This is a genomic window from Caulobacter sp. CCG-8 (genome assembly GCF_037402475.1).
Classification (GTDB): Bacteria; Pseudomonadota; Alphaproteobacteria; order Caulobacterales; family Caulobacteraceae; genus Caulobacter.
This window is the reverse complement of the sequence record NZ_JBBEUD010000006.1, coordinates 24,328-45,667: the sequence shown is the minus strand read 5'-3', so window position 1 is coordinate 45,667 and position 21,340 is coordinate 24,328. Positions and strand designations below refer to the sequence as shown.

Annotated in this window: 14 protein-coding genes; 12 read left to right on the top strand and 2 right to left on the bottom strand. The window is 69.8% G+C overall.

Going from position 1 to position 21,340, the window contains the following annotated elements; genetic code table 11:
- Position 1: 1 nt before the first annotated feature.
- From mutM to dnaA, 4 genes are all read left to right on the top strand, one after another.
- Positions 2-865 (top strand): bifunctional DNA-formamidopyrimidine glycosylase/DNA-(apurinic or apyrimidinic site) lyase, encoded by an 864-nt coding sequence (mutM, locus tag WAE60_RS07160; RefSeq protein ID WP_029910195.1) that lies wholly within the window; start codon positions 2-4, stop codon positions 863-865.
- Positions 866-1,546: 681 nt separating this feature from the next.
- Complete coding sequence (locus WAE60_RS07155) at positions 1,547-2,335, top strand: enoyl-CoA hydratase (protein ID WP_337685563.1); 789 nt, start codon at positions 1,547-1,549, stop codon at positions 2,333-2,335.
- Positions 2,336-2,473: 138 nt separating this feature from the next.
- Positions 2,474-2,749, top strand: a complete 276-nt coding sequence (gene rpsT, locus WAE60_RS07150) for a 30S ribosomal protein S20 (RefSeq protein WP_029910201.1) — start codon at positions 2,474-2,476, stop codon at positions 2,747-2,749.
- A 416-nt stretch (positions 2,750-3,165) separates the two neighbouring features.
- Positions 3,166-4,644: a chromosomal replication initiator protein DnaA gene (gene dnaA / locus WAE60_RS07145; protein ID WP_337685562.1), complete on the top strand. Its 1,479-nt coding sequence runs from the start codon at positions 3,166-3,168 to the stop codon at positions 4,642-4,644.
- A 178-nt stretch (positions 4,645-4,822) separates the two neighbouring features.
- Here dnaA and WAE60_RS07140 read toward each other — a convergent pair whose 3' ends face one another.
- Positions 4,823-5,443 carry an alpha-ketoglutarate-dependent dioxygenase AlkB gene (locus tag WAE60_RS07140; protein ID WP_337685561.1) on the bottom strand — a complete coding sequence of 207 codons (621 nt, stop codon included), beginning with the start codon at positions 5,441-5,443 and terminating at the stop codon, positions 4,823-4,825.
- 125 nt (positions 5,444-5,568) lie between these two features.
- On the opposite strand from WAE60_RS07140, the gene WAE60_RS07135 reads away from it, so the two are divergent.
- The 6 genes from WAE60_RS07135 to WAE60_RS07110 all read left to right on the top strand — a co-directional run bounded on the left by WAE60_RS07135 (position 5,569) and on the right by WAE60_RS07110 (position 17,969).
- On the top strand, positions 5,569-8,190 hold the full coding sequence (locus WAE60_RS07135; protein WP_337685560.1) for a M1 family metallopeptidase: 2,622 nt from the start codon (positions 5,569-5,571) through the stop codon (positions 8,188-8,190).
- A gap of 408 nt (positions 8,191-8,598) precedes the next feature.
- Positions 8,599-10,497 carry a molecular chaperone DnaK gene (gene dnaK / locus WAE60_RS07130; protein WP_029910214.1) on the top strand — a complete coding sequence of 633 codons (1,899 nt, stop codon included), beginning with the start codon at positions 8,599-8,601 and terminating at the stop codon, positions 10,495-10,497.
- Between the two features lie 139 nt (positions 10,498-10,636).
- Positions 10,637-11,788 (top strand): molecular chaperone DnaJ, encoded by a 1,152-nt coding sequence (dnaJ, locus tag WAE60_RS07125; RefSeq protein WP_029910217.1) that lies wholly within the window; start codon positions 10,637-10,639, stop codon positions 11,786-11,788.
- A 130-nt stretch (positions 11,789-11,918) separates the two neighbouring features.
- Positions 11,919-12,191, top strand: coding sequence for a hypothetical protein (locus tag WAE60_RS07120; RefSeq protein ID WP_029910219.1), 273 nt, complete (start codon positions 11,919-11,921; stop codon positions 12,189-12,191).
- Positions 12,192-12,360: 169 nt separating this feature from the next.
- Positions 12,361-15,060, top strand: a complete 2,700-nt coding sequence (gene mutS, locus WAE60_RS07115) for a DNA mismatch repair protein MutS (RefSeq protein ID WP_029910221.1) — start codon at positions 12,361-12,363, stop codon at positions 15,058-15,060.
- An 83-nt stretch (positions 15,061-15,143) separates the two neighbouring features.
- Positions 15,144-17,969 carry a [protein-PII] uridylyltransferase gene (locus tag WAE60_RS07110; protein ID WP_029910224.1) on the top strand — a complete coding sequence of 942 codons (2,826 nt, stop codon included), beginning with the start codon at positions 15,144-15,146 and terminating at the stop codon, positions 17,967-17,969.
- A gap of 6 nt (positions 17,970-17,975) precedes the next feature.
- On the opposite strand, the gene WAE60_RS07105 is transcribed toward WAE60_RS07110, so the two are convergent.
- On the bottom strand, positions 17,976-18,254 hold the full coding sequence (locus tag WAE60_RS07105; RefSeq protein WP_029910226.1) for a hypothetical protein: 279 nt from the start codon (positions 18,252-18,254) through the stop codon (positions 17,976-17,978).
- Positions 18,255-18,524: 270 nt separating this feature from the next.
- Here WAE60_RS07105 and WAE60_RS07100 point away from each other — a divergent pair, with 270 nt between their 5' ends.
- Together WAE60_RS07100 and murJ are read left to right on the top strand one after the other, a co-directional pair.
- Positions 18,525-19,418, top strand: a complete 894-nt coding sequence (locus WAE60_RS07100; RefSeq protein WP_337685558.1) for an alpha/beta hydrolase — start codon at positions 18,525-18,527, stop codon at positions 19,416-19,418.
- 206 nt (positions 19,419-19,624) lie between these two features.
- On the top strand, positions 19,625-21,262 hold the full coding sequence (gene murJ, locus WAE60_RS07095; RefSeq protein ID WP_337685557.1) for a murein biosynthesis integral membrane protein MurJ: 1,638 nt from the start codon (positions 19,625-19,627) through the stop codon (positions 21,260-21,262).
- The last annotated feature ends 78 nt before the right edge of the window (positions 21,263-21,340 follow it).

Below are 21,340 nucleotides of genomic sequence, written 5' to 3'. Positions count from 1 at the left end.
CTTGCCCGAACTGCCCGAAGTCGAGACCGTGCGCCGGGGCCTCGAGCCCGTGCTGGGCGGCGCGCGCCTGGCCCGCGTGCGCGCCAACCGCCCCGACCTGCGCTTCCCCCTGCCCGAAGGCTTCGTCCAGCGCCTGACCGGGGCGAAGATCCTGCGGCTGGATCGCCGCGCCAAGTACCTGCTGGCCCCGCTCGACCGGGGCGACACCCTGGTGATGCACCTGGGCATGACCGGGCGGTTCGAGATCGCCGCGCCGGAGGGGACGACCCGCCCCGGGGACTTCGCCCGCCAGGTCACGCCCGACGACAAGCATGCCCACGTCGTCTTCGAGACCGAGGCCGGCGCGACCGTCACCTATTACGACCCGCGCCGCTTCGGCTTCATGGACCTGGTCGCCACCGACCGGCTGGACCGCCACCCCTGGTTCGCGACCATGGGCCCCGAACCGCTGGGCGAGGCGTTCGACGCCAAAACCCTGGTCGCCGCCTTCAACGGCCGCAAGCAGGGGCCCAAGACCCTGCTGCTGGACCAGAAGACCGTCGCGGGCCTGGGCAATATCTATGTGTGCGAGGCCCTGCACCGGGCCCACATCTCGCCGTTCAAGCCGGCCGGGATGATCGCCGGCAAGCGGCTGGGTCCCCTGACCACGGCGATCAAGGACGTGCTGGCCGAGGCGGTCGAGGTCGGCGGCTCGTCCCTGAAGGACTTCGCGGCCGCCGACGGGGCCCTGGGCTATTTCCAGCACCGCTTCCGGGTCTACGACCGCGAGGGCCAGCCCTGCCCGACGCCCGGCTGCAAGGGGACGATCGCCCGCGAGGTCCAGGCGGGACGGTCGACGTTCTTCTGTCCGGTGTGCCAGGTTTGAGGGCCCTTTTCTAAGGTTTCGGCGCGGGGACCCCCTCCGGCCCTTCGGGCCACCTCCCCCTCCGGGGGAGCTGTCGCGAAGCGACTGAGGGGGTCTTCACGCACGGCCTCTCAGCCTCACGCCAAATGGCTGTGAGCTGGTGGAAAGGGACGCGGAGCGCCGGACATCGTCCGGAGGTCTTTGAGTTGTAACCGTTTCGACGAAGCCGACCGCTCCGCGCGTTCGTTATCCGCCAGCGTCCGGTAGGCAGCCCTGTTGAGGCTTAGCCGGACACCGGGTCCGTCGTTTCCGACGGGCCCGGCGCTGGGGGACGCGGATCATGAAGACGCACACGCCGATCCCCAGCCACGCCGACGGCGGGCGGGGCCTGCAACGCCAGGCTCCCCGGACACGCTGGAGTAACCCCCTCCAGCCCAGTCCCGCTCGATCACCCCCCGCCGCCGCATCGGTCGCTGGCCATGCGCCCTTTCCCCGCGACGAGGTGCTTGTGAGTCTACGGGAGGTTTCAGCGCGGCGGCGGATGTGACGCTGCTTTTTCCGCGAGGCGTTGCGAGCGTGCGGCGCGGGGATAGAGGCGTCTCGATCCCCGGCTTCCGCCATCTCTCCGGCCGCGCCCGGGCAAGAGGGCTCCCCAACGCCGCGCGCGCCTCTATAAAGGCGGCGCTCAACAGGAGACCGTCGATGGCCGAGTACCAGACCCTGATCGTGGAAGCGCCGCAGAGCGCGCCCGGCGTGACCCTGATCCGCCTGAACCGGCCCGAGGCCCTGAACGCCCTGAACACCGCCCTGCTGGCCGAGCTGGCGGCCGCCCTGGCCGCGGCCCAGGCCGACGAGGCCGTGGGCTGCGTCGTCGTCACCGGCTCGGCCAAGGCCTTCGCGGCCGGCGCCGACATCAAGGAGATGTCCGACAAGTCCTACGCCCAGATGTTCAAGGACGACTTCTTCGCCGCCGGCGCCCGCGCCATCGAGGGGACCCGCAAGCCGATCATCGCCGCGGTGGCGGGCTACGCCCTGGGCGGGGGCTGCGAGCTGGCCATGATGTGCGACTTCATCCTGGCCGCCGACACGGCCAAGTTCGGCCAGCCCGAGATCAACCTCGGCGTCGCGCCCGGCATCGGCGGCACCCAGCGCCTGACCCGCCTGGTCGGCAAGTCCAAGGCCATGGACATGATCCTGACCGGCCGGATGATGGGCGCCGAGGAAGCCGAGCGCGCGGGCCTGGTCTCGCGGATCTTCCCGGCCGACACCCTGGTCGACGAGGCCCTGGCGGTGGCCGCCAAGATCGCCGCCCAGTCGCCCCTGGCCACGGCCATGAACAAGGAGCTGGTCAACGCCGCCTACGAGACGACCCTGAGCACGGGCGTCCAGCTGGAGCGGCGCCTGTTCCACTCGCTGTTCGCCTTCGACGACCAGAAGGAAGGCATGGCGGCCTTCGTCGAGAAGCGCAAACCGGCGTTCAAGGGGTCGTGAACGGCCGTTTGAGGGGCGCGCGAGATTATGGCCCGTCTGTGGATTGACCCCGGGCGGTCGTTCCCGTATATCCGCGCGCTCTTGATTTCTCCTGCTTCGCGGCCGCCCGCGCGGCTGTCCGTTTGAAGGTCCGAACTAATGGCCAATAATCCCGGCGCCAAGAAAGCGATCCGCAAGATCGCCCGTCGCACCGAAGTGAACACCGCTCGCCGCTCGCGCGTGCGCACCTTCCTGCGCAAGTTCGAAGACGCCCTGGCCGCCGGCGACAAGGAAGTCGCCAAGGCCGCGTTCATCGAAGCGCAATCGGAACTGATGCGCGCCGTCTCCAAGGGCGTCGTCCACCCCAACACCGGCTCGCGCAAGGTTTCGCGCCTGGCGGCCCGCTTGAAGAAGCTTGATCAGGCCGCTGCCTAATCCAGATTCTCGCCGAACGCTGTTCGGCTAGCGAAATCAAAGACTTAGAGAAGCCGGTCGAGGAAACTCGGCCGGCTTTTTCTATTGCGTTTTTCTAAAGCTCAGATTGTCCACGAGACATTCCGTTGGGTGAACATCGGGCTCTGAAATTGCATTCCCTTGGCCCGCGAGGACGTCTGTCGAGTCAACAGAAATATCCGCCGACGGACTCAAGTTTTCCGTTTGACCGGCCCGGGCCGCTGGCTAATTTGAACGTCTCAACGCTCTTCCAGTCCATGGAGATCACTGGCGGCGGCGGAACCCTTGCGTTCGCCGATTAACCCCCTGTGTCTGCCGGACAATGAAGGCTTGAGACGCGGTCGTGCGCCATGGGGGGCGGCGATCGGGGATGACACGACATATCGAGGCGGTGACCGATGACGACCAAAGGCGGGGTAGTGACCCAAGAGTTTTCGGCTGCGTTCTCCACTGTCGCCGGCGAGCCCGCGGGCGTCGTCTGGAACAAGGTGTGCGTCGTGCTGAAACGCGAACTGGGTGACGCCGCCTTCGGTTCGTGGATCGCGCCCGCCGCCCTGCGTGAAGGCCAGGCCGGCGACGTCGTGGTGGTGACTCCGACCGGGATCGCGCGCGACTGGATTCGCCGCAGCGCGTGGCGTCGCGTCAGCGAGCTGTGGGCCGCCAACGACCCGACCTCGCGTCGCCTGGACCTGAAGTCGCGCCTGGAGTTCGAAGCCGCCGGCGGCGCCGTGAGCGCGCCCGCGTCCTATGAAGCCAAGGCCGAGCCGATCGAGATCGTGCTGCCGGTGTCCAGCGACGTGCCCGCCCTGACTCCCGCCGCCGGCGCCAAGGCGTCGCCCGTCCAGGGCCTGCAGGAACGCTTCACCTTCGACACCTTCGTGCCGGGTCCGGCCAACGAATTCGCCCACGCCGTGGCGCGCCGCGTGGCGAGCTGGGCCGACGGCCACTTCAATCCGGTGCTGTTCCACGGCCCCTACGGCTTCGGCAAGACCCACCTGCTGAACGCCCTGGCCTGGGAGGCCATGCGCCAGGCCCCGACCAAGCGCGTGGTCTACCTGACCGCCGAGCGCTTCCTGTCGACCTTCGTGCGGGCGGTGATGGATCGCCAGACCGCGGCCTTCAAGGAAGAGCTGCGCGGCGCCGACCTGCTGATCATCGACGACGTGCACTTCATCGCCGGCAAGCAGTCCAGCCAGGAAGAGCTGTTCCACACCCTGACCGCCCTGGTCGAGGACGGCCGCCGGGTGGTGTTCTCCTCGGATCGCGCCCCGGCGGCGATGACCGAGATGGACGCGCGCCTGCGCTCGCACCTGCAGGCCGGCCTGGTCTGCGGCCTGGAGCCGGCCGACCGCGCCCTGCGCATCGGCATCCTGGAGCGCAAGCTGCAGGCGCTGTCGCGCCAGCACGGCTTCGACCCGACCCTGCGCACCGAGGTGATGAACTTCCTGGCCGACCGCTTCACCGACAGCGTCCGCGAGCTGGAAGGCGCGCTGAACACCCTGTCGGCCCGGGCCGGCGAAGGCGTCTCGCGCCTGACCCTGGACGAGGTCCAGGCGATCCTGCGTCCGCACCTGCGGGCCGGCGAGAAGCGCATCACCATCGACGACATCCAGAAGGCCACGGCCGAGCACTACGGGATGAAGCAGGCCGACCTGCTCAGCGAGCGCCGCAACCGCGCGATCGCCCGTCCGCGCCAGGCGGCCATGTGGCTGGCCAAGCAGCTGACCACCCGCTCGCTGCCGGACATCGGCCGGCGCTTCGGCGGCCGCGACCACACCACCGTCCTGCACGCCGTGCGCCGCATCGAGGCCCTGCGCGCCGAGGACCCGGCCCTGAGCCAGGACCTGGAGACGATCACCCGCAAGCTGCGGGGGTGAGGGTTTTCGAACGCTGACATGACAAGGGGCCGTCCTTCGGGGCGGCCCTTTTGTTTGTGCGGTGAGCACTTGCCCCCTACGGACCGCTTCGCGGTCGTCTTCCCCCGCAGGGGGAAGAGCGCGAGGCTCCGCCCCCTGCGGGGGCGGACAGGCGGCGAAGCCGCCAGGTGGGGGCAAGTCAGCGAGCCGCCGTCGCCCGTCTCAGCGTGATGTTCACCCGCCCTCCCCCCGGCACGAGGCTCGACGAGCCCGGCAGGATCCGGTCCACCCCGTGGAAGGCCAGCCGCGCCGGTCCCGACAGGCGGCAGACGTCGCCCGACGACAGCCTCAGCGACTTGGTCGGGTCCTTGCGGCTGGTCCCGCCGATCCGGAACACCGCCGTGTCGCCCAGCGAGATCGACAGCACCGGGAAGCGCGGGTCGGCCTCGTCGCGGTCCTGGTGCAGGCCCATGCGGGCGTCGCCGCGATAGAGGTTGATCAGGGCCGAGTCCGGCGGCGTCCCGGGATCGCCCAGCTCCGCCCACAGATCGAGCAGCGCCTGGGGCATGGCCGGCCAGGGCCGTCCGGTGCCCGGATGGCGGTCGGCGTAGCGGTAGCCGGTCTTGTCGCTGGTCCAGCCCAGCGGGCCGAAGCTGGACATGGCCACGCTCATGGCCTTGCCGTAGGCGGTCTCGTAGTGGGCCGGCGGCGCGACGTCGCAGGCCGCCAGGGCCAGGCGCGTCAGATCGTTCTGGACCTTGGGGTCCAGCAATCCGGGCCAGAGGTCGAAACCCGGTAGAACGCTGATCGGCTTAATCATTACGGAGATTTAATGCGCCAGACGCCGTGGGACAGTGTTGGTTTGCGCCCGGGGGCATCCTGCCGAACAATTTTTGCAATCCAAGGCCGTTCATGCGTCGACTTCTCTCCTCCGCGGCTGGCGCCGTGCTCGTTTTTGCCGCCGGTTCGGCTCTGGCCGCCGCCGCTCCCCCCCAAGCCCCGGCGAAGTCGGCCGTCACCGCCGCCAACGTCACGACCCAGCTGCCGCGCGGCGTGGTCCCGACGCACTATGATCTGGCCTTCACGCCCGACGCCGACAAGCTGACCTTCACCGCCTCGGTGAAGATCGCCGTCGAGGTGGTCAAGCCGACCACCACCATCACCCTGCAGGCCGCCGACCTGGAGTTCGCCAAGGTCGAGATGGCCGGGGTCGGCGCGGCCAAGGTCAGCGTCGACGCCGAGGCCCAGACCGCCACCTTCACCTTCGACAAGCCCGTCAGCGCCGGCGCCCACGTCCTGGCCATCGACTACAGCGGCAAGATCTACAAGCAGGCCGCCGGCCTGTTCGCCCTGGACTACGACACCGACCAGGGCAAGAAGCGCGCGCTCTACACCCAGTTCGAGAACAGCGACGCCCGCCGCTTCATCCCCTCGTGGGACGAGCCGTTCTTCAAGGCCACCTACGACGTCCAGGTGACGGTCCCGACCGGCCAGATGGCCATCGGCAACATGCCCATCGCCAAGACCGAGGACCTCCCCGGCGGCAAGTCCAAGGTGACGTTCGCCACCTCGCCCAAGATGTCGACCTACCTGCTGTTCTTCGGCCTGGGCGACTTCGACCGCGCCACCGCCAAGGTCGGCGACGTCGAGATGGGCGTGATCACCAAGAAGGGCGACCTGGCCAAGGCCGACTTCGCCCTGAAGTCCTCGGGTCCGATCCTGCAGTGGTACAACGACTATTTCGGCGCGCCCTATCCGCTGCCGAAGCTGGACCACATCGCCGCCCCCGGCCAGAGCCAGTTCTTCAGCGCCATGGAGAACTGGGGCGCGATCTTCTACTTCGAATACGCCCTGCTTGACGATCCGGCGATCTCCACCCAGGGCGACCGCGAGAACATCTACACCACCGTGGCCCACGAAATGGCCCACCAGTGGTTCGGCGACCTGGTCACCATGCAGTGGTGGGACGACCTGTGGCTCAATGAAGGCTTCGCTTCGTGGATGGAAAGCCGGGCCACCGAGCACTTCCACCCCGAGTGGAACAGCCAGCTGAAATCGGTGGCCAACCGCGAATACGCCATGGGCCTGGACTCGCTGGCCACCACCCACCCGGTGGTCCAGCACGTCGAGACCGTCGACCAGGCCAGCCAGGCCTTCGACGCCATCACCTACGAGAAGGGCGAGGCCGTCATCCGCATGCTGGAGGGCTATGTCGGCCCCGAGGCCTGGCGGGCCGGCGTGCGCGCCTACATCAAGGCCCACGCCCACGGCAACACCCAGACCGACGACCTGTGGATCGAGGTCGAGAAGGCCGCCGGCAAGCCGATCACGGCCATCGCCCACGACTTCACCCTGCAGCCGGGCATCCCGCTGATCACGGTCGACGCCGGCGCCTGCGCCGCGGGCAAGACCCCGGTCACCCTGACCCAGGGCGAATTCAGCCGCGACAAGCCGACCAAGACCCCCCTGGCCTGGCGCGTGCCGGTCTCGGCCCAGGTCGCCGGCTCCAGCAGCGTGGCCAAGACCCTGGTGGTCGGCGGCAAGGGCTCGCTGACCGTCGACGGCTGCGGCCCGGTGGTCGTCAACGCCGGCCAGTCCGGCTACTTCCGCACCCTCTACACGCCCAAGGCCTTCGCCGGCGTCTCGGCCAACTTCTCCAAGCTGCCGGCCATCGACCAGCTGGGCGTGATCTCCGACGCCTGGGCCCTGGGCCTGAACGGCCAGCAGGCCGTCACCGACGCCCTGGACCTGGTCATGGCCACCCCGGCCGACGCCGATCCGCAGGTGTGGGGCAAGGTCGCCGGCGTCCTGACCAATGTCGACGGCATGTACGAGAGCGCGCCGGCCGACCGGGCCGCCTTCCGCAAGCTGGCCATCGCGCGCCTGGCGCCGGTGTTCCAGAAGGTGGGCTGGACGGCCCAGCCGGGCGAGGCCGCTCCAGTGGCCACCCTGCGCACCACCCTGATCAACGCCCTCAGCATCCTGGGCGACCCGGCGGTGATCGCCGAGGCCAAGCGCCGCTACGCCGCCGACAAGACCGACCCGACCGCCGTGCCCGGTCCGCTGCGCAAGGTGATCCTGTCCTCGATCGGCCGCAACGCCGACGCGGCCGCCTGGGACGCCCTGCGCGAACAGGCCAAGGCCGAGAAGACCCCGCTGATCCGCGACCAGCTCTACACCCAGCTGGCCTCGGTCCAGGACGAGGCCCTGGCGGCCAAGGCCCTGGACCTGGCCCTGAGCGGCGAGCCCAGCGAGACCCTGGCGGCCAACATGGTCTCCAAGGCGGCGCAGCTGCACCCCGACCTGGCCTTCGACTACGCCGTCGCCCACAAGGACGCGGTGAACGGCAAGGTCGATGCGGCCTCGGCCACCAAGTTCATCCCGGGCCTGGCGCGCGGTTCGGCCGATCCGGCGATGATCGGCAAGGTCCGCGCCTATGCCGAAGCCAACCTGCCGGCCGGCTCGCGCGGCGAGGCGGAAAAGTCGGTGGCCTCGATCACCGACCGCATCAAGTCGCGCAAGGCCGCCCTGCCGGCGATCACCGCCTGGGTCGCCAAGAAGGGCTGAAAACCCTTGGAAACCTCGGGGGCGAACATGGTCCCTGAGTGGATTCAGCGAACGCGAGGTGAGGCTTTCGGGCCGCTCTTGGCGTCTATCTGACGGAAGGGCCGCGCTTTTTCGAGCGCGGCCCATTTCGTCGCAGGTCAAGATTCCCCTTCATTCGCTGCGGGATTGGGCTTGCAGGCTGGCGCCTATCCCCCATATCGGCTTTCGAAGCGGGGTTGACGGGCTCGTCAACTTCGATTGAACGAACGCTTTCCCTTCGTACGTCGTTGTGTAGACGCCGTCTGGAGGGTGAGGATTTGGATCAACCGTTAGAACGCGACCAGACGGGGACGGCTCGAGAAAAACCGGGGCGCTTGCCTTAAGGCCCTTGTCACCGCCGTCCGCCAATCAGGAGCTGCAGGTCTCAACATGAGCAAGATTATCGGTATCGACCTTGGCACCACGAACTCGTGCGTGGCCATCATGGACGGTAAGACCCCGAAGGTGATCGAGAACGCCGAAGGCGCTCGCACCACCCCGTCGGTCGTCGCCTTCCTCGAAGACGGCGAGCGCCTTGTCGGCCAACCCGCCAAGCGCCAGGCCGTCACCAACCCCACCAACACGCTGTTCGCGATCAAGCGCCTGATCGGCCGCAACGCCAGCGACCCGGTGGTGGAAAAAGACAAGGGCATGGTGCCCTACGAGATCGTCAAGGGCCCGACCGGCGACGCCTGGGTCAAGGCCCACGGCAAGGACTACAGCCCGCAGGAAGTGTCGGCCTTCATCCTTCAGAAGATGAAGGAAGCCGCCGAGACCCACCTGGGCGAGCCGGTGACCAAGGCGGTCATCACGGTTCCGGCCTATTTCAACGACGCCCAGCGTCAGGCCACCAAGGACGCCGGCAAGATCGCCGGCCTTGAGGTCCTGCGCATCATCAACGAGCCGACCGCGGCGGCCCTGGCCTACGGCCTGGAAAAGAACGACGGCAAGAAGATCGCCGTCTACGACCTGGGCGGCGGCACCTTCGACGTCTCGATCCTGGAGATCGGCGACGGCGTCTTCGAAGTGAAGTCGACCAACGGCGACACCTTCCTGGGCGGCGAGGACTTCGACCTGCGCGTCGTCGACTACCTGGCCGACGAGTTCAAGAAGGAACAGGGCGTCGACCTGCGCAAGGACAAGCTGGCCCTCCAGCGCCTGCGCGAAGAGGCCGAAAAGGCCAAGAAGGAGCTGTCGTCGACCGCTCAGTACGAAGTGAACCTGCCCTTCATCTCGATGAATGCGTCGGGTCCGCTGCACCTGAACATCAAGCTGTCGCGCTCCAAGCTGGAAGCCCTGGTCGAAGACCTGATCGCCCGCACCATCGGTCCGTGCGAACAGGCCCTCAAGGACGCCGGCCTGAAGAAGAGCGACATCGACGAAGTCATCCTGGTCGGCGGCATGAGCCGCATGCCCAAGGTGCAGCAAGCCGTGCAGGACTTCTTCGGCCGCGAACCCCACAAGGGCGTGAACCCCGATGAAGTCGTGGCCCTGGGCGCCGCCGTCCAGGCCGGCGTGCTGCAAGGCGACGTCAAGGACGTGCTGCTGCTGGACGTGACCCCGCTCACCCTGGGCATCGAGACCCTGGGCGGCGTGTTCACCCCGCTGATCGAGCGCAACACCACCATCCCGACCAAGCGCTCGCAGACCTTCTCGACCGCCGACGACAACCAGTCGGCCGTGACGATCCGCGCCTTCCAGGGCGAGCGTCCGATGGCCGTCGACAACAAGTTCCTGGGTCAGTTCGACCTGCAGGGCATCCCGCCGGCGCCGCGCGGCGTGCCGCAGATCGAGGTCACCTTCGACATCGACGCCAACGGCATCGTCAACGTCCACGCCAAGGACAAGGCGACCAACAAGGAGCACTCGATCCGCATCCAGGCCAACGGCGGCCTCTCGGACGCGGACATCGAGCGCATGGTCAAGGAAGCCGAGGCCAACAAGGCTTCGGACGAGAAGAAGAAGGCGCTGGTCGAGGCCAAGAACCAGGGCGAGGCCATCGTGCACTCGACCGAGAAGGCCCTGGCAGAGCACGGCGACAAGGTCGGCGCGGCCGAGAAGACCGCGATCGAGACCGGCCTGACCGACCTGAAGTCGGCTCTGGAAGGCGAGGACGTCGAGGCCATCCAGGCCAAGACCCAGGCCCTGATCCAGGCGTCGATGAAGCTCGGCGAGGCGATGTACAACGCCCAGCAGGGCGGCGCTGAAGGCGGCGACGAAGCCGCCGCCGATGACGGCGTCGTCGACGCCGAATTCGAAGAAGTCGACGACTCCAAGCCGTCGGCGTGACCATGGGTCGCGGGGCGGTGCGCGTGACTTCGGTTCCCTCCGCCCCCACCTTCGGGGACAAGGCTTCCGCCTGCCGCTTGCGGCCGGGCGGGAGCGCTCCCACCTCTCTTTCCAACATGGCTAGTGATCGACCCTGACGATGCGCGACTATTACGAAGTCCTGGGCGTGGCCCGTGGCTGCGATGACGCCGCCCTCAAGGCCGCCTTCCGCAAGATGGCCATGGAGCACCATCCTGACCGCAACGGCGGTTGCGAGAACGCGGCTGGTCGCTTCAAGGAAATCAACGAAGCCTATTCGGTGCTGTCGGACGCCCAGAAGCGCGCCGCCTACGACCGCTTCGGCCATGCCGGGGTGAACGGTCCGCAGGGCGGGCCCGGCGGCTTCGGCGGCGCCGACGCCAGCGATATCTTCAACGACGTCTTCGGCGACGTGTTCGGCGAGATGTTCGGCGGCGGCCGCCGCCAGTCGAACGGTCCCCAGCGCGGCCAGGACCTGCGCTACGACCTGGAGATCACCCTCGAGCAGGCCTATGCGGGCGCCGAGGTCGAGATCAAGGTTCCGGCCGCCATCACCTGCGAGGTCTGCGACGGCTCGGGCGCCAAGCCCGGCACCAGCCCGACGGTCTGCGGCTCGTGCGGCGGCGCCGGCCGCGTGCGGGCCACCCAAGGTTTCTTCGCGGTCGAGCGCGCCTGCCCCCGCTGCGGCGGTTCGGGCCGCCTGGTGCTCGACCCCTGCCAGAGCTGCCACGGCCACGGCCAGGTGCGCCGCGAGCGCGTGCTGTCGGTGCGCATCCCGGCCGGCGTCGATGACGGCGCCCGCATCCGCCTGGCCGGCGAAGGCGACGCCGGGGCCCGCGGCGGTCCGCGCGGCGACCTGTACCTCTTCCTGTCGGTGATCCCGCACGAGCTGTTCGAGCGCGACGGCCTGGACCTGTTGTGCACCGTGCCGGTGCCGATGACCGTGGCCGCCCTGGGCGGCGAGATCGAGGCCCCCTGCCTGCTGGGCGGCGAGAACTGCGACGGCAATAGCCGCCAGACCGTCAAGGTCCCGGAAGGTTCGCAGACCGGCAAGACCGTCCGCCTCAAGGGCCGCGGCATGCCTTCGCTGCGCAGCCGCCAGCGCGGCGACCTGGTGGTCGAGCTGTTCGTGGAAACCCCGACCCACCTCTCCGCACGGCAAAAGGAGCTCCTGCAGGAGCTGGCCGGCCTGTGCGGCGAGAAGCAGAACCCCAAGTCGGCCAACTTCGTCGGCAAGGCCAAGCGCTTCTGGGAAGAAGTGACGGGCAACTAGCCCGACGCGCGCGACCGACGTCTCCGATACAAATTCTGGTTGCAAAACCTGAAGATGCATACTCCCATGGCGTGCGCATTCGGCGCAGTGTCAAAGGGGTTGTTCAGTGAAGATTCGTCGGAAATTGGCGTTGTTCGGTGTCGCCGTCGGCCTGGCCGCGGGCATGTCCATGGTCAGCGCGCCGGTCGTCGCCGCGCCCACCTACTGCCAGCAACAGGCCTGGTGGTTCTGCGATCCGTCCTACACCCGCGGCACCACGGAATGGTGGGCCTGCGTCGACAACTACATCGCCAACTGCGTCTACAACGGCTGCATCGAGAACGGCTCGAACCAGTGCGTCGCCAACCGCATGCCCAAAGCCCTGCCGCTGCAGAAGCTGAAGAAGCTCCAGAAGGCCGCCTAGGCTTTCGACGGCCGCCGCCCCCGCGGCGGCCGTCACCGCCCTCGACATCGGCGATCACGGGTCCGCGAGGCCGATCTGGTGGGTTTTCGCGGGATTAGTCCCCAGGGCTTGTGGATATCCCTTGCCGAAGTCTTAACGGAACGCGCGACGCTCTGTACCTTCCGGCCCGATGAACGCCCCCGCCTCCCCCACCGTCCAGACCTATGACGCCACCGGCGCGACGCCGGTGATGCAGCAGTTCTTCGAGATGAAGGCGCGGCAGCCCGACGCCCTGATCTTCTTCCGCATGGGCGACTTCTACGAGCTGTTCTTCGACGACGCCTACAAGGCCGCCGCCGCCCTGGGCATCAGCCAGACCTTCCGGGGCACGCACAACGGCCAGCCGATCCCGATGGCCGGCGTGCCGCAGCACGCGGCCGAGGCCTATCTCTCCAAGCTGATCCGCATGGGCTTCAAGGTCGCCGTCTGCGAGCAGATGGAAGACCCGGCCGAGGCCAAGAAGCGCGGCTCCAAGTCGGTGGTCCGCCGCGACATCGTCCGCGTCGTCACCCCCGGCACCCTGACCGAGGACGGCCTGCTGGACGCCCGGGGCGCCAACCGCCTGGCCGCCGTGGCCGTGCGGGCCGGCCAGGCGGCAGTGGCGGCCGTCGAGCTGTCCACCGGCGAGGTCGAGTGCTTCCTGGTGGCCAAGGACGCCGTGGCGGCGATCCTGGCCGCCCTGGCCCCGTCCGAGACCCTGGTCGCCGACCGCCTGCTGTCGGACGAGCACCTTTCCCAGACCCTGAAGATCTGCGGCGGCTTGATCCAGCCCATGCCCTCGGCCCTGTCCGAGCCCCAGGCGTCGGAGACCCGGGTCAAGCGCCTGTACGGCGTCGACACCCTGGACGGGTTCGGCGGGCTGTCGCCGGCCGAGATCGGGGCCCTGGGCCTGATCGCCGCCCACCTGGAGATGACCCAGGCCGGCAAGCTGCCGGCGCTGCGCGCCCCGCGCCGCGCCGCCGAGGCCGACGTCATGGCCATCGACCCGGCCACCCGCGGCAGCCTGGAGATCGACCGCACCCAGGGCGGCGACCGCAACGGCTCGCTGCTGGCCGCCATCGACCGCACCGTCACCGCCGGCGGCGCCCGCCTGCTGGCCTCGCGCCTGGCCCGGCCGCTGCTGGACCCAGCCGCCATCGACGCCCGCCTGGACGCGGTGGAGTGGTTCGTCGACCACCGCAGCCTGCGCGAACGCCTGCGCGAGGTGCTCAAGGGCGCCGGCGACATGGCCCGCGCGCTTTCCCGCCTGGCCCTGGGCCGGGGCGGTCCGCGCGACCTGGGCTGCCTCAAGGACGGCCTCAAGACCGGCGAGAAGCTGGCCGGCATGGTCGGCGGCTCGGGCGACCCGCTGTCGCCGCCGCCCGCCGAGCTGGAAGGGGCGCTGAAGGCCCTGACCCCGTCGCTGCAGGAGGGCCTGTCGCGCCTGCTGGCCCAGCTGGAGCAGGGCCTGGGTCCCGACCTGCCGGCCCTGGCCCGCGACGGCGGCTTCGTGGCCCCCGGCGTCCGTCCCGAACTGGACCAGGCCCGGGCCCTGCGCGACGACAGCCGCCGCGTTGTCGCCGCGCTCGAGGCCCGCCTGATCCAGGAAAGCGGCGTGCCGCTGAAGATCCGCCACAACGGCGTCCTGGGCTATTTCGTCGAGGCCACGGCCGGCAAGGCCGACCCGCTGTTCCAGCCGCCGCTGAACGCCACCTTCATCCACCGCCAGACCCTGGCCAACCAGGTGCGGTTCACCACCGTCGAGCTGGCCGACCTGGACGCCCGCATCGCCCAGGCCGCCGAGCGGGCCCTGGCCATGGAGGTCGCGGCCTTCGAGGACTGGCGCGCCGAGGCCGTGGCCCTGGCCGAGCCGATCCAGCTGGCCGCCGAGGCCCTGGCCCGGCTGGACGTCGCCGCCGCCCTGGCCGAGTGGTCGGAAGACGCCGGGGCCGTGCGCCCCATCGTCGACCGGTCCCTGGCCTTCGACGCCAAGGCCGCCCGCCACCCGGTGGTCGAAGCCGCGGTCAAGCGCGCCGGCGACCCCTACACCCCCAACGACTGCCGCCTGGACGCGGCGGGGGACATCGGGGCGCGGCTGTCGATCGTCACCGGCCCGAACATGGCCGGTAAGTCGACCTTCCTGCGCCAGAACGCCTTGCTGGCCATCCTGGCCCAGTCGGGCTGCTACGTGCCGGCCAAGAGCCTGCGTCTCGGCGTGGTCGACCGCCTGTTCAGCCGCGTCGGGGCCGGCGACGACCTGGCCCGGGGCCGCTCGACCTTCATGATGGAGATGGTCGAGACCGCCGCCATCCTGACCCAGGCCAGCCCGCGCAGCCTGGTGATCCTGGACGAGATCGGCCGGGGCACGGCCACCTATGACGGCCTGGCCATCGCCTGGGCCTGCGCCGAGGCCCTGCACGACGTCAACCGCTGCCGCGCCCTGTTCGCCACCCACTATCACGAGCTGGCCACGCTGGAGACGCGGATGGCCCACGTCTCGAACCTCAGCCTGCGGGCCAAGGAGTGGAACGGCGACCTGGTGTTCCTGCACGAGGCGGCCGCCGGCCCCGCCGACCGCTCCTACGGGGTGCAGGTGGCCAAGCTGGCCGGCGTGCCGCCCCAGGTGGTGGCCCGCGCCAAGGAGGTGCTGGACCGGCTGGAGAGCAAGACCGAGTCGCCGGCCAAGCTGGACGAGCTGCCCCTGTTCGCCGCCTCCGCGCCCGTCGCGGCGCCTGTTCAGGCGGCGCCCAGCCGCACGGACGCGGCGCTGGAGGAGCTGGACGTCGACGGCATGAGCCCGCGCGAGGCCCTGGACGCCCTTTACCGTCTTAAGGCTCTGCTCAAGGCTTGAGATCATATAGGTAGGGCGCGGGTCGCCTCGCCGGGTTTTTGGTCGGGTTCGGCGATCGCGTTCCGCAAGCCTATATTGGTGCCATGCCCCGTCGCCTCCGCCCTACCCCGCTGGAACATGTCGTCGACGGCCACGCCCTGCGCGCGCGCCTGTCGGCCGCCGCCCTCGACCTGATCGGCGACGAGGCCGGCCAGCGGGCCCGCGCCATCGAGATCCTGAAACAGGCGCTGTTCCGCGGCCGGATGATCGCCAAGGAGCGGCTGGAGAACGGGGCCGGCGGCCTGGAGACGGCCCGCCTGCTCAGCGGCGTCACCGACGAGGTGATCACCGCCCTCTACGACTTCACCACCGTCCACGTGTTCCGGGCCCGCAACCCCACCGAGGGCGAGCGCCTGTGCCTGCTGGCCGTGGGCGGCTACGGCCGGCGCACCCTGGCGCCGTTCTCGGACATCGACCTGCTGTTCCTGCGCCCCTACAAGCAGACGCCGCACGCCGAGAGCGTGATCGAGTACATGCTGTATGCGCTGTGGGACCTGGGCTTCAAGGTCGGCCACGCCTCGCGCACGGTCGAGGAGTGCGTCAAGCTCTCCAAGGAAGACTACACGATCCGCACCTCGATCCTGGAGGCCCGCCGGCTGACTGGCGACGAGCGCCTGGGCGAGGAGCTGAAGAAGCGCTTCCGCGACGACGTCATGAAGGGCACCGGCGCGGCCTTCGTCGCCGCCAAGCTCAAGGAGCGCGACGACCGCCAGGCCCGGGCCGGCGCCAGCCGCTACATGGTCGAGCCCAACGTCAAGGAGGGCAAGGGCGGCCTGCGCGACCTGCACACCCTGATGTGGATCGCCGAGTACCTGCACCCGGTCGACCGGCCCGAGGACGTGTTCAAGCTGGAGGTGTTCGACCGCCGGGAGGCCAAGGGCTTCATCCGCGCCTTCGACTTCCTGCACGCCGTGCGCGCCCACCTGCATTTCGCCACCGGCCGTCCGGAAGAGCGCCTGACCTTCGACCTGCAGCCCGAGATCGCCCGCCGCATGGGCTACGGCGACCGCGGCGACGCCCCGGCGGTGGAGCGCTTCATGCGCCGCTACTTCCTGGTGGCCAAGGAGGTCGGGGCCCTGACCCGCGCCTTCTCGGCCAAGCTGGAGGCCGAGCACTTCAAGCACGAGCCCCGGGGCATCTCGCGGTTCCTGCCCGGCGGCGGCAAGCCCAAGCGCAAGGCCCTGGACGTGGCCGGCTTCTACGAGGACGGCGGCCGCCTGAACATCGACGGCCCGCAGGTGTTCGAGGCCGACCCGGTCAACCTGATCCGCCTGTTCAAGACCGCCGACGACCGCGACCTGGACCTGCATCCGGACGCCTTCACGGCCGTGACCCGCAACCTGCACCTGATCACCTCGAAGGTCCGCCGCGATCCGCTGGCGACCCGGGCGTTCCTGGACCTGCTGGCCTACGGCAAGCGCAGCTACCGCACCCTGACCCTGATGAACGACGCCGGCGTGCTGGGCCGGTTCATCCCCGAGTTCGGGCGGGTCGTGGCCCAGATGCAGTTCAACATGTACCACTCGTACACGGTGGACGAGCACACCCTGCGGGCCGTGGGCCTGATCGGCGACATGGCCGCCGGCCGCCTGGTCGACGACCACCCGCTGGCCGTCTCCATCATGCCGCTGATCGAGGACCGCGAGGCCCTGTTCCTGGCCATGCTGCTGCACGACACCGGCAAGGGCGGGGTCGGCGGCCAGGAGAAGGCCGGGGCCCGCAGCGCCCGCAGCGCCTGCGAGCGCCTGGGCGTGGAGCGCACCAAGGTCGAACTGGTGGCCTGGCTGGTCGAGAACCACCTGGTCATGAGCGACTTCGCCCAGAAGCGCGACGTGGCCGATCCGGGCACCGTGGCCGCCTTCGCCCGCATCGTCGAGAATCCCGAGCGCCTGCGCCTGTTGCTGGTCATCACCGTGGCCGACATCCGCGCCGTGGGGCCGGGCGTGTGGAACGGCTGGAAAGGCCAGCTGCTGCGCGAGCTCTACAACGCCACCGAGGCGGTGTTCCGGGGCGGTCGCGGCAGCGACGCCGCCGCCAGCGTCCAGCGCCACCAGGAGGCCGCCGCCGAGCAGGCCCGCGACGTTCTGGTCCAGGCCGACCCCGCCGCCCAGGGCTGGGCCCAGGCGATGGAGGCGGCCTATTTCGGCGCGTTCTCGCTGGACGACCTGAAGGCCCACGCCGAGCTGGCCCGCCGCGCGGCGATCCAGGGCGGGGCGGCCGCCGAGGGCCGGGTGCCGGCCGGCGCCAACGCCGCCGAGATCGTCATCGCCGCCAAGGACCGGCGCGGCCTGTTCGCCGACCTCGCCCTGGCCATCTCCTCGCTGGGCGGCAACGTCGTCGGCGCCCGGGTCTTCACCTCGCGCCAGGGCCAGGCCCTGGACGTCTTCCATGTGCAGGACGTGACCGGTGCGGCCCTGGGCTGCGAGAACCCCCGGGCCCTGCGCCGCCTGGCCGACGCCCTGGAGGCGGCCGGCCGCGGCGAGCCGGTGGCCGTCGAGCCCCGGCGCGGCGCGGAGCTGTCGCGCACCGCCGCCTTCTCGATCGCCCCGACCGTGGTCGTCGACAACGAGGCGTCCAACGAGGCCACGGTGGTCGAGGCCTCGGGCCGCGACCGGCCTGGTTTGCTGCAAGCTTTGGCCCGCACCCTGGCCGACAACGGCCTGTCCATCCAGTCGGCCCACATCGACGGCTACGGCGAGCGGGCGGTCGACGCCTTCTACGTCCAGACGTCCGAGGGCGGTAAGGTCGAGGACGCCAAGAAGGTCTCGGCCCTGAAGGCCGACCTGCTGGCGGCCCTGGAGCAGAACGAGGCCGGCGCGCCGAACACCCGCCCGGGCCTGAAGCGGGCGCGGGCCAGCGTGGCGCGGTAGCAGAGGCTAGACGATCTCGACCGATACGACCTTGAATACGCCGTCGTCGCTGATCTCTCCCAGATGAATAAATGCGGAGAGGCAATCCGAGAACTCGTCGGATAGAGCTAACCCTTCTTTGTCGTAGTCATTTACCGCGACGAGCGTCAGTACGCCGTCGTTGAAGGAACAAGTGACCTGCTGATGCCAGGTCCGTTCCTCGCGAAAATGCTGCTCGATGTCTTGTGCCGCCTCCGGGCCGGCTGCCGCGCTGATGCCCCCGGCGATCATCGTGATCTTGAACATGCTTACCTTTGCTTCGCGCGAGCCAGCATCCGTCCCGGATGAGACCGCGCCTTAAATCCTTGGTGGATCGGAGCTCTGGCGTCTGACCGTGTCAAGGACGACGCCGGCAAACTCGGCTTTCCCTCCCCCTTGTGGGGAGGGTGGACGCGAAGCGGACAGGTGGGGGATCGGTGCAGGGTGGTGGGGAGCTTGAATTGCTGAGCCGGCAGGCCCCATTCGACCCCGGCCGCCAGGGTCACCCTCCCCACGAGCGGGAGGGAAACGCCCAACTTGCTTGCTCAAGCTTGCCGCACCGCTAACATCGCCGCCATGAAGCGCTTCGCTCCCCTGGCCCTGGCCGTCGTCGTCGCCTCCAGCCTGGTCCTGGCCCTGGGGTTCGACGCCCGGGCGCAGATCCATCGGCAGATCTACCCCGCCCCGACCGCGCCGCTCAGCCTGTCGGGCCTGCCCGAGGGGGCGGCGTTCGTGACGGTGACCACGGCCGACGGCGTGGTGCTGAAGGGGATCGAGGTCCCCCCGCGCGACGGCAAGCCGACCTTCCTGATGTTCCACGGCAACGGCTCGGCCGCCTCGCGCAGCATCGACTGGCTGGCGCCGCTGATCGCCGAGGGCTACGGCGTGGTCGCGACCGAATATCGCGAGTACAGCGGCAATCCGGGCCGGGCCAGCGAGACGGGCCTGGCCGCCGACGCGGACGCCTTCTACGCCCGGGCCCGCACGGTGGCCGGCGGCGGCAAGCTGATCGTGGTCGGCCACAGCCTGGGCGGCGGGGTGGCCCTGGGCCTGTCGCGGCGCCAGACCCTGGACGCCCTGGTGACGATCGGCACCTTCTCCAGCCTGAGCGACATGGCTCCGGCCTTCGTCCGGCCGCTGCTGACCGACCGCTACGACAACAAGGGCGCCGTCGCCATGCTGGACGAGCCCTATTACCTGGTCCACGGCGACGCCGACGAGGTGGTGCCCTTCGCCCAGGGCAAGGTCCTGCAGGCGACGGCCGTGGCCGACCATCGCCGGGGTGCGATGTTCACGGTCCACGGCGCCGGCCATGCCCCGGACACGCCGACCGTGGCGGCGATCCTGCGGGCCGTGGTCGCCAAGACCGAGGCTGGCGGCGGGCCGATCAAGGCCGAACTGCCCGGTTCGGTGGCGCTGGCGCCGTTCTAGGGTCGGTGGCTCGCCCTCTTGTCCACACCTGACGGCTTCGCCGTCTGTCCGCCCCCGTAGGGGGCGGAGCCTCACGCTCTTCCCCCTCCGGGGGAAGACGACCGCGAAGCGGTCCGTAGGGGGCAAGCGGGCGGTGCACGGAAAACCCTCGGCGAATCCCCAAGCCCTCGCTTGACGGCCCACCATCCAGCCCGCAGAAGCCATTCGTGACCGACAGCGCCCCCCCGAACGCCCCCACCCCGCAGACCGCCCCCGCCAAGAAGACCGGCGGGCTGCTGAAGTCGTCGATGATCTATTCCGGCCTGACCCTGATCAGCCGGTTCATGGGCTTCGCCCGCGACCTGGCGGTCTCGTACCGGATGGGGGCCAGCGCCACCCCGGCGGCCGACGCCTACAACGCCGCCCTGGCCTTCCCGAACCTGTTCCGCCGGTTCTTCGCCGAGGGGGCCTTCGCCGCCGCCTTCGTGCCGGCCTACGCCAAGTCGCTGCAGCGCGACGGCGAGGAGAAGGCCGACATCCTGGCGGCCGACGCCATGGCCACCCTGGCGGCCTCGACGATCATCATCACCGTGATCTGCCAGCTGGCCATGCCCTGGCTGATGATGCTGATCAGCCCCGGCTTCGGCTGGGGCACCGAGAAGTACAAGCTGGCGGTGCTGCTGACCCAGATCACCATGCCCTACCTGCCGTGCATGGCCATCGTGGCGCACCTGTCGGGGGTGCTGAACGCCCGCGACCGCTTCATCCTGTCGGCCGGCGCGCCGATCCTGCTGAACATCTTCACCCTGGCTTTCATCCTGCCGCAGACCAGCGCCGTGGGGGCCGCGACCTGGGGCTCGGCGGGCGTGGTCGTGGCCGGCGTCGCCCAGGCGGCCCTGCTGACCTGGGGCGTCAACAGGTCCGGCGCCCAGGTGCACTGGCGGCTGCCGCGCCTGACGCCCGAGGTGCGCGAGCTGATCGGCAAGGCCATCCCCGGCGCCCTGGCGGCCAGCGCCACCCAGGTCAACATCTTCATCTCCGGCAACCTGGCCAGCCACGTGCCCGGCGGCCGCTCGTGGCTGGCCACCGCCGACCGCCTGTACCAGCTGCCGCTGGGCCTGGTGGGGGTGGCGATCGGCGTGGCCCTGCTGCCGCGCCTGTCGCGGGCCGTGAACAGCGGCGACGGCGACGACGCCCAGAGCGCCATGGACCAGGCGATCACCCTGGCCATGGCCCTGACCATCCCCGCCGCCGCGGCCCTGGTCGCCATGCCCGGCTTCCTGTCGGACGCCCTCTACACGCGCGGCCAGTTCACCCCCTTCGACGCCAGCCAGACGGCGGCGGCGCTGTTCTTCTACGGCCTGGGCACCCCGGCCTTCGTGCTGCAGCAGCTCTATTCGCGGGCCTTCTTCGCGCGCGGCGACACCAAGAGCCCGATGCGCTTCGCCCTGATCTCGGTGGCGCTGAACATCGGCCTGGGCATCGCCCTGTTCAACCTGATGGGCGTGAAGGGCATCGCCGCGGCCACGGCCGTGGCCTCGTGGATCAATGTCGGCCAGATGGCCTTCGGCCTGTCGCGCAAGGGGCACTACAACCCCTCGCTCCAGACCTGGTCGCGGGTGAGCCGCATCCTGGCGGCCAGCGTGGCCATGGGCGGGGCCCTGGCGGCGGCCTCGCACTGGCGGCCGCTGATCGAGGCGCCGCTGCGCGAGCTGGGCCTGCGCGGCCACACCCTGGGCGCCAAGGAGTTCGCCCTGCTGCTGACCGTGCTGGTCGGCGGGGCGCTCTATCCGCCCCTGGTCCTGCTGTTCGGCGGCGTGACGCCGTCGGAGGTCAAGGGCCTGCTCAAGCGGGGCAAGGCGTAGGATCGGGAACATGCCCTCGGGCGTGTCCCCAAGTCCTGGCTCGGTGCGCGAACATGGGGACACGCGACGAGCGCATGT